The organism is Enterobacter sp. BIGb0383 (assembly GCF_003751845.1).
Taxonomy (GTDB): domain Bacteria; phylum Pseudomonadota; class Gammaproteobacteria; order Enterobacterales; family Enterobacteriaceae; genus BIGb0383.
Map to the genome: position 1 here is coordinate 153,160 of NZ_RJKQ01000005.1, position 15,468 is coordinate 168,627.

Here is a 15,468-nt window from a genome sequence, read left to right on the forward strand (position 1 = left end):
CATGGTTTAAGGCATCTGCGTCGGGGCCGGGGTTGCCGATGACGGGCTGACCTGCGTTGGCGAGGTCGCCGGAACGGTCGTCGCCGCCCCACCGCTTTGCTGCACCGGGACCGCCGTCTGCGGAACCGGAACCAGGGTCAGATCGGCTTTGGTGCCGCCTTGATTAATCACCGGTTTCACGGCATCGGTGATAAAGACCAGCTTATCATTGACGGTAATCGCCGCACTCAGCAGGATACGCGCGTTAGGCTGAATATCCTTCGGGTCAAACGGCAGCTCAAAGCTGAACGGCGCCTGTTTCCCTTCGGTACGCACGGCGCGCTGGGCAATCACTTTCGATGGCGCATCGGCAAGCGACGCGTCAGAGATCGTGACGGTTAAAACGGCATCCGGCGGCAGAGCGACTTTCTGGCGGATCCACACCGTACCGGACACGTTAGGTTGCTGAATAACAGGCTGAGTCGCCGACGCAGAGGCATTCGGGTTTGGCGCGGGCGTCTGGATATCTGCACTTTTATCGGCGCAGGCCGCCAGCGCAACCGCCATCGCTAAACCACTAAACATGTGCACGAATTTCATTGGCGTTCTCCTTATCATCTATGCACCAGTGAGACATCGCCCACCAGAGTGAGTGGTCAACACTGTATTAACGAGCATAAGTCTGGCACAGATCTTTTATAATGGCCTGTAAATGCCCCGTTATTCAGATTATTGCACCCATCGGACCACTTGCAATTCTGGGTTATAATCAGCCTGTATCCCCCGCCGCTGCGGTTTTATCATAATGAGGACATCTATGAGCCAGGCATTAAATAATCTGCTGACGTTGTTAAACCTGGAGAAAATCGAAGAGGGATTATTCCGCGGCCAGAGTGAGGATCTGGGTTTACGCCAGGTCTTTGGTGGCCAGGTGGTGGGTCAGGCGCTGTACGCGGCGAAGGAAACCGTGCCCGCAGAGCGCTTTGTTCACTCTTTTCACAGCTACTTTCTGCGCCCCGGCGACAGCCAGAAGCCCATCGTCTATGACGTAGAAGTGCTGCGCGACGGCAACAGCTTTAGTGCCCGCCGCGTGGCCGCCGTTCAGAACGGCAAGCCCATTTTCTATATGACGGCGTCTTTCCAGGCGGCTGAAACCGGGTATGAACATCAGAAAGCGATGCCCGCAGCCCCCGCGCCGGACAATCTGAAGTCTGAAACCGATATTGCCCGCGCCCTGGCGCATCTGCTGCCGCCGACGGTGCGGGAAAAATTCCTCAGCGATAAGCCGCTGGAGATCCGCCCGGTCGAGTTCCATAACCCGATGAAAGGCCATACGGCTGAACCGGCCCGCCAGGTATGGATCCGCGCCAACGGGCAGATGCCGGAAGATCTGCGGGTTCATCAGTATCTGCTGGGCTACGCCTCCGACTTTAACTTCCTCCCGGTGGCGCTACAGCCCCACGGCGTCGGCTTCCTCGAACCGGGGATGCAGGTCGCCACTATCGATCACTCGATGTGGTTCCACCGCCCGTTTGATATGAACGAGTGGCTGCTCTACAGCGTGGAGAGCACCTCAGCCTCCAGCGCACGCGGCTTTGTGCGCGGCGAGTTTTATACTCAGGACGGCGTACTGGTTGCTTCTACCGTGCAGGAAGGCGTAATGCGTAATCGCAGTTGATAAGACGCAGAATGTAAAAAAGCCTCCCGTGGGAGGCTTTGCTGCTTATGGAGACCACTCAAAAAATCAGGCGTTGTAGGCGTTCTCGCCGTGGCTGTTGACGTCCAGACCTTCGCGCTCCTGCTCTTCCGGCACGCGCAGACCGACGGTGATATCAGCCAGTTTAAAGCCAACGTAAGCGACAACGGCGGACCAGACGGCGGTGAGGCCGATACTCTCCAGCTGAACCAGCAGCTGATGGCCCATGGTCACGCCTTCCGCATAGCCCACGCCGCCCAGCGACGTTGACGCGAAGATAGCGGTCAGCACGCAGCCGACGATACCGCACACGCCGTGCACACCGAAGACATCGCACGGGTCATCAACGCGCAGCCAGCGTTTCAGCGCGGTAACACCCCACAGACCGGCCAGACCCGCAGCCAGACCGATAAGCATTGCGCCACCCACACCAACATAGCCACAGGCCGGAGTAATACCCACCAGACCCGCGATAGCACCGGAGCACGCACCCAGTAAGGACGGCTTGCCGCGAACAACCCACTCGCCGAAGACCCAGGCCAGGATAGCGGCAGCGGTCGCGACCACGGTGTTAACGAATGCCAGCGCGGCGATTTCGTTTGCAGAACCCGCAGAGCCGGCGTTAAAGCCAAACCAGCCGATATAGAGGATCGCCGTGCCGGTAAAGACCATCGGCAGGTTATGCGGTTTGAAGGCTTCTTTGCCGAAGCCCACGCGTTTGCCCATCAGGTAAGCACCCACCAGACCCGCCACGGCGGCGTTGATGTGTACAACGGTCCCCCCCGCAAAGTCCATCGCGCCGTGGGAAGCCAGCAGGCCACCGCCCCATACCATATGTGCGATAGGCACATAGGAGAGAGTCATCCACACCACCACGAAGATCAGGACCGCGGAGAAGCGAATACGCTCGGCCAGCGCACCGACAATAAGGCCGACGGTAATCGCCGCGAACGAGCCCTGGAAGGCCACGTGGATATACTGATAGAAGCTACCGGTCACCGCCGTCAGCTCAATGTTTTTCAGCATCGCCCAGTTAAAGCTGCCGAAGAAGTTGTTGCCTTCACCGAAGGCCAGCGAGTAGCCGTACACCACCCACAGGATACAGACCAGCGCAAAGGTCACCGCGACCTGCGTCAGCATGGAGAGGACGTTTTTGCCGCGGATCAGGCCACCGTAGAACAGCGCAATCCCCGGGACGGTCATAAACAGCACCAGCGCGGTGCAGATCATCATAAAGGCGTTATCGGCTTTATCGGCCACGGCAGGTGCGGCCATGGCCAGGCCCGGCAGCAGCGCCAGTGAAGCCAGTGTTGTTTTAATTGTTGCTATCTTCATCTTTTCCATCCCCATCACTGTGTGCAGGAGTTACAGTGCCGCTTCGTCGGCTTCGCCGGTACGAATACGAATGACGCGTTGCAGCTCGGCAACGAAAATTTTGCCGTCGCCAATTTTGCCGGTATAGGCAGCCTTACTGATCACATCGATCACTTCATCAAGCTGATCGTCCGCAATCGCCACATCGATCTTCACCTTCGGCAGAAAGTTGACGCTATATTCCGCGCCGCGGTACAGCTCGGCATGACCCTTCTGTCGACCGAAGCCTTTCACTTCGGTGACGGTCAGTCCCTGAATACCAATGGAAGACAGCGCTTCGCGGACGTCTTCGAGTTTGAACGGTTTGATTACCACGGTAACCAGCTTCATAGATCCCCTCCAGTCAGAATTCAGTAGTAGCAGCGAACACGAATAGAGATAAGCAAGGGGCATGCCAGAAATGGAAAAAAGGGATTTTTCAGGCCACAGAGCCGCGCCGCAGGCGGGTCGCTGAAATGAGAAAAGTGTGATCGGGATTAAGATTGTTCTGTAAAAAGAAAAACGCACCATGACAGTGCATGATGCGTTACGTTTTTGCACCAGAGAAAACAGGCCCGGTCAGCACGCCTGATTTTGGTGCATCAGGCGTTAAGAGACTCTTCGCGGGTGCTCACCTGCAGCTCCTCTCCCGCCAGCTGTAGCTGGTACATCTGCCAGTAGCGCCCTTTTGCCTCAAGCAGCTGCCGGTGTGTTCCCCGCTCCACGGCCTGGCCGCGATGCAGCACCAGAATGGTATCGGCATCGACGATCGTCGAGAGTCGGTGAGCAATCACCACCAGCGTCGTATGCTGGCGCACGCTGGCCAGCGCCTGCTGGATGGCGCGCTCGGTGCCAGAATCAATGCTGGCGGTGGCCTCATCAAGGATCAGGATCTGCGGCGTGGCTACCAGCACGCGGGCCATCGCCAGCAGCTGTTTCTGTCCGACGGACAGGTTATTGCCCTGCTCGCCCAGCCGGGTGTGGATCCCGTCGCTCATGCCGCGCGCAAGCTCTGCCAGCTGGACCGTTTCCAGCGTCTGCCAGACCTGCTCTTCGCTGATATCGCGGCCCAGGGTCACGTTAGCGAAAAAGGTATCCGCCATCACCACCGGATCCTGCTGCACCATCGCGATCCCCTGACGCAGCGCGCCGTGACTGAGCGTCTCCAGCGGTCTACCGTCAAGGCTAATCCTTCCCTCGCTGAGCGGATAGTAGCCCATCAGCAGGCTGGCCAGCGTGCTCTTGCCGCTGCCCGTATGCCCGACCAGAGCCACAAACCCCCGCGAGGGAATATGCAGGTTAATGTCGTGCAGCACGCGCACGTCATCACGATAGGCAAATGACAGATCGGCAATGTCGATAGCACCGCTCTGCAGAGGACGACTATCGTCACCGTAGGTCTGCCGCGGACGGTCCATCAGTTCAAAGACGCGCTCACCGGCCACCACCGCCTGCTGGAGCATCGACTGCTGGGTGGTGAGTTCGATTAACGGTTCATTCAGACGCCCGAGATAGCTGATAAAGGCATACAGCACCCCGACCTCGACGCTACCGGGCGCGGAAAAACCAAACAGCATCAGCAGGCCGCAGAGGATCAGCGCCGAGAAGAGGCTCAGCAGCGGACGCAGCAGGAAGCCGTCGAGCCGCAGGGTCTGCATTCTCGCCAGATAGTGGGAACGGCTGGCCACCCCCATCCGCTCGCCAAAGCGTGCCTGCTGGCGGAACTGCTGGATCACGCTCATGCCGCCGATCACTTCGTTAAAACCGTCGTTAATGTCCGCCAGGTAGGCGCGAAGCCGACGCACGATGGGCGTACTGAAGCGCTGGTAAATCACCATTACCACCAGCACCGCCGGGAAAATAGCGATGGCGATCAGCGCCATTCGCCAGTCGAGGCTGAACATCGCCACCAGCATCGCGCCGATCAGCGCTGCGCTGCGCAGCACCGTCGCCACCACGGTCACGTAGAGATCGCGAATGACCTCCGTGTCGTTGGTCACGCGGGAGATAAGCTGCCCCACCGGCTGGGTATCAAACGCGCTAATCGGCTGGCGCAGGGCGGCGTCCATCACGTCGATGCGCAGCTTTTGCACCACGCCGACGGCAGCCTGGTTAAAGAGCAGCGACTGGGCATAGTGCAGCCAGGCCGCCAGCAGCTGTAGCCCGATATAAGCCACGGCCAACCCGGCGATTAATCCCAGCGGCAGCCACTCTTTGGCGACCATATTATCGATAAAGTAGCTGATAAGCAGCGGGCCGCTGACCTCCGCCGCCGCCGCAACCCACAGCATCACCACCGCAGTCGCCAGCTGTTTTCGCCACACAGAGCCGTAGGCCAGCAGCCGTTTCAATGTTGGCCAGAGCGGTCCTTTATTACGCATCGGCACTCTCCTCGCCCACATCCGGCGCATCGTTCAGCGCCGCTTCCAGTTGTTGATAGCGGTACATGTCCCGGTACCAGCCCGGCTGCGTCACCAGCTGTTCGTGTCGCCCGCGCTGGCCAACGTGTCCATGCTGCAGCACGATGATTTCATTCGCTTCCGTCAAGGCAGACAGGCGATGGGCGCTGATAATCACCGTTCGTCCGTCGCTCCACTGGCGCAGGTTGTGTAAAATTTGATGTTCGGTACGGCCGTCAACCGCCGAGAGCGCATCGTCCAGCAGCAGAATTTCCGCCTCCAGCAGCAGCGCACGCGCAATGGAAATACGCTGTTTCTGGCCGCCGGAGAGCATCACGCCGCGTTCACCCACTTCGGTGTCATACCCCTGGGGCAGACGCAGAATATCGTCATGAACGCAGGCCAGCGCCGCTGCCCGCTCAATCTCCTCCTGCGTTGCCTGAGGATGGCCGAGGGCAATATTCTGCGCCACGGTGTCGGAGAACAGGAACGGCGTCTGGCTGACAACCGCCAGCCGACTGCGCCAGCTATCGAGCTGTAGCTTCGTCAACGGTCTGTCGTGGAAACGAATTTCACCGTCATCGATATCGAAGTGGCGCTGAATAAGCGACAGCAGGGTACTTTTGCCCGATCCGGTCGGACCGCAAATGCCCAGCATCTGGCCCGGATGAAGGGTGATATCCAGATCGCTCAGGGTGGCGCGATCCGTCTGGGGATAGCGGAATTCGCGCAGGGCAACGGTCAACACTCCGCGCCCTTCCGGCAGGGTTTCGCTGCCGTCATTGACGACCGGCGCTTCCGCCAGCATGGCGCGGATACGGCTGTAGGCGGCGCTGCCGCGTTCGACGATATTGAACATCCAGGCCAGCGCCAGCATCGGCCAGATCATCAGGCCGAGATACATCAGGAAGCTGGTCAGCTGGCCGAGAGTCAGCTGCTGATGCACAACCATCCAGCTTCCGCCGCCGATAGCCAGCAGGTTCGCCATACCAATGGCGATATAGATAGTCGGGTCAAAGCGGGCGTCCACGCGGGCAACGCGCATATTTTTCGCCCCGGTATCGGCTGCCTCTTCGGCAAACAGCGACGACTGGCGATCCTCAAGCCCGAAGGCTTTGATCATCCGGATGCTGGTCATGCTCTCCTGGGTCCGGTCATTGAGCACGGAAAAGGCGGCCTGAGCCTGCTTAAAGCGCTCGTGGAGCTGGTCGCCGTAGCGCTTGATCACCAGCGCCATAATCGGCATCGGCAGCAGCGCCAGCAGGGTCAGCTGCCAGCTAATCTGGGTGGACATGACAATCAGTACCACGCAGCCCATCACCAGCGAGTCCACCAGCGTCAGCACGCCTTCCCCGGCGGCAAATACCACGCGATCCACATCGTTGGTGGCGCGGGCCATCAGATCCCCGGTGCGGTGGCGCAGATAGAATTCCGGATGCTGGCGGCTAAGCTGACGGTAGAAATCTTCCCGTAGCTCGACGGCAAGCTGGTAAGACGCCCCGAACAGCAGGACGCGCCAGACATAGCGCAGCAGATAGGTCGCGATAGCCACCAGTACCAGCGCGCCGATCCACAGCAAAATACGCTGGGCGGTGGCGTGATCTTCGCTAACGCCGTCAACGATAATGCCCACCACTTTCGGCGGGATCAGCTGCAGTATGGCAATAATGATAAGCAGGGCAACGGCGCCGAGATAGCGACGCCATTCCCGACGGAAGTACCAACCTAGTTGAGCAAATAATCGCACGCAGTTATATCCTGAACGTGATTTTCCGGTCCGCAATACCTGCGACCGGGAGGGTTATTCAATGGGTAAAGCCGTGGTGTATTTTATCTGTTCCATGGCAAAGCTTGAAGTGACATCCGACAGACCGGGCACGCTATTCACCAGCCGTTTATAGAAGTCATCATAGCGCTTCATATCCGCCACCTGCACCCGCAACAGGTAGTCGTACTCTCCCGCCATACGCCAGAAACCGAGCACTTCCGGCATGTTCGCCACCTCAGCGGTAAAGCGATTATACCAGTCGCTGCTGTGCTGCTGGGTCTTGATCAGCACAAAAGCCGTCAGACCCAGCCCCAATTTTTCGGGATCCAGCAGAGCGACTTTCGCCCGTAAAACGCCTTCGTCTTCGAGTCGTCTAAGGCGTTTCCAGCAGGGAGTGGTGGTCAGATTAACGGCATCGGCCAGCGCCTGCAAAGAGAGCGTACAGTCCTGCTGTAAGAGCGCCAGCAGTTTTCGGTCAATTTTATCTATCATCGCCCATTCCCGTAGAAAAAATTTCTCCCTTCATTCTATTCCAAAGGCTAAATGGCAACAATTTTTTCCCCGCTTTCGGCTATTCTGGGCACAAATTGACAAACGGAACGCCATCATGAACAGCAACTGGGTCAAATACGCTATTAATGAAATCAATGCCGATGCGCAGCGCTCGGCGGACACGCACCTGATTCGCCTTGCCCTCCCCGGTTTTCCCGGGATCCAGCTCTATCTGAAGGATGAAAGCACCCATCCCACCGGCAGCCTGAAGCACCGTCTGGCGCGTTCCCTGTTTCTCTACGGCCTGTGCAACGGCTGGATTAACGAAGGCACGACGATTATCGAATCCTCCTCCGGTTCCACGGCGGTGTCGGAGGCCTGGTTTGCGCGCCTGCTGGGCCTGCCGTTTATCGCGGTGATGCCCTCCTGCACCGCCAGACGCAAAGTTGAGCAAATTACTTTTTACGGTGGCCGCTGCCACTTCGTCGACAGCGCCTGTGAAATCTACGCCGCGTCGGAAACCCTGGCCCGGGAGCTGAACGGTCATTATATGGACCAGTTCACCTTCGCCGAGCGCGCCACCGACTGGCGCGGCAATAACAACATTGCCGACAGCATCTTCCGTCAGATGAAAAACGAACCGCACCCGGAGCCGGATTACATTGTGATGAGCGCCGGGACCGGCGGCACCTCCGCAACCATTGGCCGCTATATCCGCTGCCAGGGCTACGATACGCAGCTGATGGTCGTCGACCCGCAGAACTCGGTATTTCTCGATTACTGGCAGAGCCGTGACGCCGGGCTGCGCAGCACCGTTGGCAGCAAAATCGAAGGTATCGGCCGCCCGCGCGTGGAGCCGTCGTTTATTCCCGACGTGGTGGATGAAATGATGCGCGTCCCGGACGCCGCCAGCGTGGCAATGGCCCACTGGCTGGAAACGCAGCTGGGCCGCAAGGTGGGCGCCTCGACCGGGACCAATATGTGGGGCGCTTTGCAGCTGGCGGTGCGGATGCGCGAAGAGGGCCGCAGCGGCTCTATCGTCACCCTGCTGTGCGATAGCGGTGAACGCTATCTGGACACCTACTACAACCCACAGTGGGTCAGCAACAATATCGGGGATATTGCGCCCTGGACCGCGCAGATTCAGGCGCTGGTTTACCCAAAATAATTCGAGCTGGATCAAGGCGGCAAGGGAGTGAATCCCCGGGAGCTTACACCAGTAAGTGACTGGGGTGAGCGAGCGCAGCCAACGCAGAGGCGACTTGAAGTATGAAGGGTAAAATAAAAAAACGGGCCGGTCCAGAACAGACCTGCCCGGTGGCTGTTAAGCGCCTTGCTATTCGGGGGAATATGGAAGGTCAGGGTCATTCAGCCAGTGAGTTAAAAAGTGGGACACGGCCTGATTCTGGCAGTGTCCGATAACCGGAAGATGTGGCAGGGCAGCGATCAGCTGCGGCATGGCGTTACCCATAATCAGCCCGCGTCCGACGCTGCCGAGCATTTCACGATCGTTCATCGCGTCGCCAAAGGCCATACAGTCGTGCAGCCCAATTCCCAGATGCAGACCCAGCGTTGTCAGAGCCGCGCCCTTATTACAGCCGAGCGGCAGCACCTCCAGACAGTCAAAACCTGAGAAGCAGAGATGCGCCCGTTCACCCAGGGCTTCATTAAGCTGGATACGCAGGCGGCAGAGATCGTCATGATCGCCGCAGAAGCAGATTTTGGTCACGTCGTGGGCCGGAATACGCTTGAGGTCCGTCAGTTGGCAGCTAAACCCGCTAATGCTGTGGGCCTCCAGCATCCAGGGCTCGGCATAATTCGTCAGCCAGCCGCTATCGTTAAAGACATGCATACTGGCCTGCGTATCCCATTTCGTGTGCAGCACCCGATCGGCCACCGCCGGGTCGAGATCCTGGCGATACAGCACATCGCCCTCACGGCTATGAATACGCGTCCCGTTGCCGGTAATCAGCCAGGCATCCAGCGCCAGCGTACCGGCAATATGACGCATCTCAAGGGCGTGACGACCGGTCGCAAACGTCAGGGCTACACCCCGCTCGCTCAGCTGTCGCAGGGCCGTCAGGGTTTTATCACCCAGACGGTGATCCGGCATCAACAGAGTGCCGTCCATATCAAAAGCCGCGAGTTTTGCCATAACCGTTTCTCATTCCTGCGATGCGTTTCACTTGCAGAGCAGTATTGCGTGATATATACGGAAGTAATAGTGAATACTTTTGGCTAATTGTTCAGGGTTTCTATGCGTCTGCTTAATCGGCTTCATCAGTATCAGCGTCTGTGGCTGCCCTCTTCCGGTGAGCCGCAGCAGGCAACGGTAGCGGAACTGGCCGCACGCTGTTTTTGCAGCGAACGCCATGTCCGGACGCTGCTGCGTCAGGCTCAGGAGGCGGGCTGGCTGACGTGGCAGGCACAGTCCGGGCGCGGCAAGCGCGGCACCCTGCGCTTTCTGGTGACGCCCGCCACCCTGCGCAACCAGATGATGGAGCAGGCGCTGGATAAAGGCCGCCAGCAAAATGCCCTGGAGCTGGCCCAGCTGGCTCCGGAAGAGCTTCGCTCCCTGCTCTCCCCTTTTCTGGGCGGACGCTGGCAGAACAATACCCCGACGCTGCGTATCCCCTACTATCGCCCGCTGGCACCGCTGAGACCCGGCTTTCAGCCGGGCCGCGCTGAGCAGCATCTGGTCGGGCAGGTATTCTGCGGCCTGACCCGTTTTGTCCACGAGCAATCGCAGCCGGAAGGCGACCTTGCCCACCACTGGGAGATTTCGGCAGACGGTCTGCGCTGGCGATTCTATATTCGCTCTCCGCTCTACTGGCATAACGGCGACGCCATCACCACGGAGCAGCTACAGCGGCGCTTTAACCAGCTTCTGACGCTGCCATCCCTGCGTACCCTGTTTGCCAGCGTGAGCAACGTTGAGGCAACCCATGCCCAGTGCCTGACCTTTAAACTCCACCGGGCCGATTACTGGCTGCCGCATCGCCTGGCCAGCTACTGCAGCGTGCTGGCCCATCCAGACGATGCGCAGATTGGCTGCGGTCCCTTCCGCCTGACGCGGTTCGACGCCGATCTGGTGCGGCTGGAAAGCCATGAGCGCTATCACCTCAGCCATCCCCTGCTACAGGCGGTGGAATACTGGATCACTCCGCAGCTATTTGACCAGGATTTAGGCTCCAGCTGTCGCCATCCGGTGCAGGTTGCTATCGGCCAGCCTGACGAGCTAAGCCAGCTTCGTATGGTCAGCAGCAGCATCAGCCTCGGCTTCTGCTGGCTGGCGATGCGTAAAAGTGCACGCCTGACGCAGGCCCAGGCACGGCGGATCGTACAGATCATTCACCAGACCCCGCTGCTGCACCAACTCCCGCTGGAGGAGGGTCTGATTACCCCCAGCGACGCCCTGCTGCCTGGCTGGACGCTCCCCCGCTGGCCGGATGACGACAGCACGCCGCTGCCGGACAGGCTGACGCTGCTCTACCATCTTCCGATTGAGCTGCATACCATGGCGCAGCAGCTAAAGCGGGCCCTTGCCGCGCTGGGCTGCGAGCTGACAATGGTTTTCCACGACGGCAAGTCCTGGGATGGCTGCAACACGCTGGCCGACGCCGATATCCTGATGGGCGACCGGCTGATCGGCGAAGCTCCTGAGTACGCCCTGGAGCAGTGGCTACGCTACGATCCCCTGTGGCCAAACCTGCTCTGCCCCGCGCAGTTCACCCATTTGCAAACGACGCTTGATGCGGTCCAGGCCCAGCCGGACGATGCACAGCGCAGTAGCGCGCTGCAATCCGTCCTGACCTCTCTCATGGACGATGCCACCCTGACGCCGCTGTTTAACTATCACTACCAGGTCAGCGCTCCGCCCGGCGTCAACGGTATCCGGCTGAACACGCTCGGCTGGTTTGACTTCAGCCGGGCCTGGCTGCCCGCACCGGAGTCGTGAAGAAGCTGGTCGCCGTCGCCCTCAGGCGCTACCATAACGTTTTTACTTTCGTCAGGATTTGCCATGAAACGTGCCGTCGTCGTCTTCAGCGGAGGACAAGACTCCACCACCTGCCTGGTTCAGGCTTTACAGCAGTATGATGAGGTGCACTGCGTCACCTTTGACTACGGCCAGCGTCATCGTGCGGAGATCGATGTTGCACGCGATCTCTGCATTACCCTGGGTGCACGGGCGCACAAGGTACTGGACGTGACCCTGCTGAACGAACTGGCGGTCAGCAGCCTGACCCGCGACAGCATCCCGGTCCCGGACTATGAACCCGACGCCAGCGGCATTCCGAACACCTTTGTACCAGGCCGCAACATTCTGTTCTTAACGCTGACGGCAATTTACGCGTATCAGGTACAGGCCGAGGCGGTGATCACCGGCGTCTGCGAAACCGATTTTTCCGGCTACCCGGACTGCCGGGATGAATTTGTTAAAGCGCTGAATCACGCGGTCAGCTTAGGGATGGCGAAAGATATTCGCTTTGAAACACCCCTGATGTGGCTGGATAAAGCGGAAACCTGGGCGCTGGCGGACTACTGGGGCAAGCTGGACCTGGTGCGTGAAGAGACGCTGACCTGCTACAACGGCATTAAGGGCAGCGGCTGTGGCCAGTGTGCCGCCTGCAACCTGCGTGCTAACGGGCTGAACGGTTATCTCGCCGATAAGCCGGTGATTATGGCCGCCATGAAGCAGAAAACCGGGCTGAAATAAGCCTGAAAACCGGCCCTTTCTACAAGGGCCGGATGACTTAACCCTGCGCTTCCATCATCAGTTCAAGCTTCTCCCGCAGTTCCCCTTCCAGCGGTAGCGCCTTCTGGGTTTTCAGATCGATACAGACAAAGGTAATCAGCGCGTCCGCCACCACTTCGCCCTCAGGGTCCAGAGTCACCACCTGGCTCAGCACGCCGCTTCTGCCGTTTAGCTGCTGGACATGGCTGGTGACCGTGAGTCGGTCGCCGAGCACCGCCGGACGGCGATAGTTGATATTGATATTTGCCACCACGAAAGCGATGCGTTGAGCGGTCATCCACTGGAAGCTTTCACTGCTTTCCAGCCCGTCCCAGCGCGCCTCTTCGAGAAACTCCAGATAGCGGGCATTATTCACATGCTGGTAGACATCGAGATGGTAACCGCGAACTTTGATTTGGGTCTGCATAGTGCAATAGCCTTTCTTTGTAATAGTAGAAACAGAGGTCACCCCACTGGTATGACCTCTTTATCCTGGCAAAAAATAACAATTCTGCAACCTGTCAGGACATCTACAACGTCAGAACCGCGAGATTGCGCTCAACCAGTGAACCGCCAAGGCCTGGAACCTGACGCAGATCGTCAAGGCTGTTAAACGGTCCGTACTCTTCGCGATAGCTGACAATCGCCTGGGCTTTTTTCAGGCCGACGCCGTTCATGGCCCGGGCTAACTCTTCGGCGGAAGCGCTATTGATACTGACCTTGATGTTTTCCCCGCTGAGGCTCTGCACGCTATCGGTGGTTTTGCCCGCCGACGGTGATGCGACGACTTTCGGCTGCGGCGCAGGTGTGACTTCCCCGGCCTTTGGCGCTGCGTGAGCCAGCGCCCCGCCCCAGATGAGCGCCAGCGTGATTGCCAGCGTTTTGATTCCACGTTTCATGCTGTTTCTCCCTGTGTGTTGGCAGCGGAGTCAGGATAGCGGGAGAGGAGAAAGCGGCACAAATAGCAGATAACAGAAATGGAAAAGGCCGCGAACGCGGCCTTTTGTTATTGCACTAAGGTGACAAAAATCTGGAAGCGACCGCGATTACTGCTGCGGTTCAGCCAGGTCACCCAGCTTGATTTTCGCTTCTTTGCGCAGGTTGCTCATCAGCGCCTCAAAGGCGATTTGCGCGTTGTTCTGGGTAATGCCCTGAACCATCGCTTTCTTCTGCGCTTCCGGCATGGTGCCGTTCTTCACTTCATCCAGCGCCAGCACGACCACGTTGCCCTGCATATCGTCAGTAACGCCGTAGACCGGTTTGTCTTTCGCCGGCAGCGGCAGACCGAACGCGGCCTGGGTGATCGGGTCCTGACCGGTACGGCTCAGGGTTTTGGCCTCGCCAAAGCTCAGACCGGCGGCTTTCATCGTCTCGCTGCCTTTACCGTCTTTCAGCTCGGCAACCAGTTTGTCCGCATCCAGCTTCGCCTGCTGCAGGGCTTTGTTGTGCTTAACAATCCCGCTCACCTGGTCTTTAACCGCATCCAGCGGTTTTTCCGCTTCTGGTTTGTGCTCGCTGATACGCAGCACGAACGCGCGGTCGCCGTCGACGGTGATGATATCGGAGTTGCTGCCCGGCGCGCCGTTTTCACCCACCAGACCGCCGTTGAAAATGGCGTCAGAAACCGGTTTGAAGTTCAGCGCTTCCGGCAGGTTATCGCGCCCAAACCACTCGGTCTGAACCGCTTTAACACCGGCAACCTCTTCAGCACCGACCAGGGATTCGTTGTCATTGCTGGCAGCCTCACTCACTTTCTGCTGCAGCGCGTACCAGGCATCCAGCACCTTACCCTGTTTCACTTTTTCAGCCAGCGCATCGCGGACTTCAGCCAGCGGTTTGACTTTCACCGGCTGCACATCATCAAGACGCGCCACGAGGAAGCCAACGGAAGAGCTAATCACGCCTGACAGCTGGCCTTTCTCTTTCAGACCGGCGTTTTTCAGTTCGTCCGGGGTGGAACCCTCTTCCAGCCAGCCCATATCACCGCCGTTGCGGGCGCTGATGATGTCGGTGGATTTTTCTTTTGCCAGGGTCGCGAAGTCGGCCCCTTTATTCAGCTCATCCAGCAAGGCTTTCGCATCAGCCTCGGTTTTGGTCTGAATCACGCTGTAGCGATTGCGCTGCGGCTGGGTGAACTCAGACTGGTGCTGGTCGTAATATGCCTGAATATCTTCGTCAGTTACCGTAGCCTGCATGGTAGCGGCATCGAGCTTGATATAGCTCACGCGGAACTGCTCAGGGGAGAGGAAGCTGCCTTTGTTCTGCTCGTAGTAGCTGGTAATTTCCGCGTCGCTGACCTGCTGTTTCGCGGCCAGGGCGTTAACGTCGATGGTCGCCTCACGCACCACGCGCTGCTGCGCGACCAGGGTCGCCAGCGAATCGGTTTCGCCGCTGAGCATAAAGTCGGTACCGGCAACGGCGTTGATCAGCTGCTGGGTCGCCAGCTGCCTGCGCAGCGCATCCGCGTACTGATCGGCACTCATGCCCATCTGACGGACGATAGCGTTGTAGCGGTTGTTATCGAATTTGCCGTCGGTCTGGAAGGCCTGAGTCGCAAAGATCGCCTCACGGACCTGCTCATCGCTGATGTTCAGATTCAGCTTTTGGGCGTACTGGTCCAGCAGCGCTTCGTCAATCAGACGATTCAGCACCTGCTGACGTACAGATTTCATGTAGTTTTCGTTGGCAGCCAGCTCGGAGAACTGATCCCCCAGCTGCTGCTGCATCCGCTCACGCTCGCTGGCGAAGGCGTTTTCAAACTGTCCACGGCCGATTTCCTGACCGTTAACTTTCGCAGCATAATTACTGGAACCACCAATCAGGTAGCCACTGACGCCGGTCAATATGAACGACACGATAATGATACCGAAAATGATCTTGATCGCGAGGCTATTTGCCGCCGTGCGTAAATTGTCCATCATGGTGTAGCAACACTCCGCTGTAAGTGACTATCCCCTTCATACTTCAGGTTGCATGCAACTCGAAGTATTTTGGGTCTATAAACCTCACACGGCACCGCCGCGCGTAAACACGTATTGTGACAAGA

At 58.6% G+C, this 15,468-nt stretch carries 14 protein-coding genes; 4 read left to right on the forward strand and 10 right to left on the reverse strand.

Translation table 11 applies throughout. The annotated features are described in order from the left end of the window. Positions 1-6: 6 nt before the first annotated feature. Positions 7-579, reverse strand: coding sequence for a YbaY family lipoprotein (locus EDF81_RS20775; protein WP_123350063.1), 573 nt, complete (start codon positions 577-579; stop codon positions 7-9). 217 nt (positions 580-796) lie between these two features. Here EDF81_RS20775 and tesB point away from each other — a divergent pair, with 217 nt between their 5' ends. Then, positions 797-1,657, forward strand: a complete 861-nt coding sequence (gene tesB / locus EDF81_RS20780) for an acyl-CoA thioesterase II (protein WP_123350064.1) — start codon at positions 797-799, stop codon at positions 1,655-1,657. Positions 1,658-1,723: 66 nt separating this feature from the next. Here tesB and amtB read toward each other — a convergent pair whose 3' ends face one another. The 5 genes from amtB to EDF81_RS20805 all read right to left on the reverse strand — a co-directional run bounded on the left by amtB (position 1,724) and on the right by EDF81_RS20805 (position 7,687). Next, entirely contained in the window at positions 1,724-3,010 is a 1,287-nt protein-coding gene (gene amtB / locus EDF81_RS20785) for an ammonium transporter AmtB (protein WP_123350065.1), read from the reverse strand. A gap of 30 nt (positions 3,011-3,040) precedes the next feature. Continuing rightward, positions 3,041-3,379, reverse strand: a complete 339-nt coding sequence (gene glnK / locus EDF81_RS20790) for a P-II family nitrogen regulator (RefSeq protein WP_002891893.1) — start codon at positions 3,377-3,379, stop codon at positions 3,041-3,043. Positions 3,380-3,630: 251 nt separating this feature from the next. Further along, the gene (locus tag EDF81_RS20795; RefSeq protein WP_123350066.1) at positions 3,631-5,409 is read right to left on the reverse strand and encodes a SmdB family multidrug efflux ABC transporter permease/ATP-binding protein; all 1,779 of its coding nucleotides are present in this window, start codon (positions 5,407-5,409) and stop codon (positions 3,631-3,633) included. After that, positions 5,402-7,174 (reverse strand): SmdA family multidrug ABC transporter permease/ATP-binding protein, encoded by a 1,773-nt coding sequence (locus tag EDF81_RS20800; protein ID WP_123350067.1) that lies wholly within the window; start codon positions 7,172-7,174, stop codon positions 5,402-5,404. Before EDF81_RS20800 ends, EDF81_RS20795 begins: the two co-directional genes overlap by 8 nt. A 54-nt stretch (positions 7,175-7,228) precedes the next feature. Then, positions 7,229-7,687 carry an Lrp/AsnC family transcriptional regulator gene (locus tag EDF81_RS20805; protein WP_123350068.1) on the reverse strand — a complete coding sequence of 153 codons (459 nt, stop codon included), beginning with the start codon at positions 7,685-7,687 and terminating at the stop codon, positions 7,229-7,231. 112 nt (positions 7,688-7,799) lie between these two features. Between EDF81_RS20805 and EDF81_RS20810 the strand changes: the two genes are divergently transcribed. After that, the gene (locus tag EDF81_RS20810) at positions 7,800-8,855 is read left to right on the forward strand and encodes a PLP-dependent cysteine synthase family protein (RefSeq protein WP_221180838.1); all 1,056 of its coding nucleotides are present in this window, start codon (positions 7,800-7,802) and stop codon (positions 8,853-8,855) included. A 168-nt stretch (positions 8,856-9,023) separates the two neighbouring features. On the opposite strand, the gene cof is transcribed toward EDF81_RS20810, so the two are convergent. Next, positions 9,024-9,842, reverse strand: a complete 819-nt coding sequence (gene cof / locus EDF81_RS20815) for an HMP-PP phosphatase (protein ID WP_123350070.1) — start codon at positions 9,840-9,842, stop codon at positions 9,024-9,026. A 102-nt stretch (positions 9,843-9,944) separates the two neighbouring features. Here cof and EDF81_RS20820 point away from each other — a divergent pair, with 102 nt between their 5' ends. Beyond that, positions 9,945-11,645, forward strand: coding sequence for an SgrR family transcriptional regulator (locus tag EDF81_RS20820; protein WP_123350071.1), 1,701 nt, complete (start codon positions 9,945-9,947; stop codon positions 11,643-11,645). A 63-nt stretch (positions 11,646-11,708) separates the two neighbouring features. Further along, positions 11,709-12,404 (forward strand): 7-cyano-7-deazaguanine synthase QueC, encoded by a 696-nt coding sequence (gene queC / locus EDF81_RS20825; RefSeq protein ID WP_123350072.1) that lies wholly within the window; start codon positions 11,709-11,711, stop codon positions 12,402-12,404. A gap of 37 nt (positions 12,405-12,441) precedes the next feature. On the opposite strand, the gene EDF81_RS20830 is transcribed toward queC, so the two are convergent. From EDF81_RS20830 to ppiD, 3 genes are all read right to left on the reverse strand, one after another. Next, on the reverse strand, positions 12,442-12,849 hold the full coding sequence (locus EDF81_RS20830) for a YbgC/FadM family acyl-CoA thioesterase (protein ID WP_123350073.1): 408 nt from the start codon (positions 12,847-12,849) through the stop codon (positions 12,442-12,444). Between the two features lie 103 nt (positions 12,850-12,952). Continuing rightward, the gene (locus EDF81_RS20835) at positions 12,953-13,321 is read right to left on the reverse strand and encodes a helix-hairpin-helix domain-containing protein (protein ID WP_123350074.1); all 369 of its coding nucleotides are present in this window, start codon (positions 13,319-13,321) and stop codon (positions 12,953-12,955) included. 147 nt (positions 13,322-13,468) lie between these two features. Next, the gene (gene ppiD / locus EDF81_RS20840) at positions 13,469-15,343 is read right to left on the reverse strand and encodes a peptidylprolyl isomerase (protein WP_123350075.1); all 1,875 of its coding nucleotides are present in this window, start codon (positions 15,341-15,343) and stop codon (positions 13,469-13,471) included. Positions 15,344-15,468 lie beyond the last annotated feature (125 nt).

Bases quoted from the DNA above. Each gene is read 5' to 3' on its own strand.
- tesB (WP_123350064.1), top strand. From the start codon at position 797: ATGAGCCAGGCATTAAATAATCTGCTGACGTTGTTAAACCTGGAGAAA.
- EDF81_RS20805 (WP_123350068.1), bottom strand. From the start codon at position 7,687: ATGATAGATAAAATTGACCGAAAACTGCTGGCGCTCTTACAGCAGGAC.
- EDF81_RS20820 (WP_123350071.1), top strand. From the start codon at position 9,945: ATGCGTCTGCTTAATCGGCTTCATCAGTATCAGCGTCTGTGGCTGCCC.
- cof (WP_123350070.1), bottom strand. From the start codon at position 9,842: ATGGCAAAACTCGCGGCTTTTGATATGGACGGCACTCTGTTGATGCCG.
- EDF81_RS20830 (WP_123350073.1), bottom strand. From the start codon at position 12,849: ATGCAGACCCAAATCAAAGTTCGCGGTTACCATCTCGATGTCTACCAG.
- glnK (WP_002891893.1), bottom strand. From the start codon at position 3,379: ATGAAGCTGGTTACCGTGGTAATCAAACCGTTCAAACTCGAAGACGTC.
- queC (WP_123350072.1), top strand. From the start codon at position 11,709: ATGAAACGTGCCGTCGTCGTCTTCAGCGGAGGACAAGACTCCACCACC.
- amtB (WP_123350065.1), bottom strand. From the start codon at position 3,010: ATGAAGATAGCAACAATTAAAACAACACTGGCTTCACTGGCGCTGCTG.
- EDF81_RS20795 (WP_123350066.1), bottom strand. From the start codon at position 5,409: ATGCGTAATAAAGGACCGCTCTGGCCAACATTGAAACGGCTGCTGGCC.
- EDF81_RS20835 (WP_123350074.1), bottom strand. From the start codon at position 13,321: ATGAAACGTGGAATCAAAACGCTGGCAATCACGCTGGCGCTCATCTGG.
- EDF81_RS20775 (WP_123350063.1), bottom strand. From the start codon at position 579: ATGAAATTCGTGCACATGTTTAGTGGTTTAGCGATGGCGGTTGCGCTG.
- ppiD (WP_123350075.1), bottom strand. From the start codon at position 15,343: ATGATGGACAATTTACGCACGGCGGCAAATAGCCTCGCGATCAAGATC.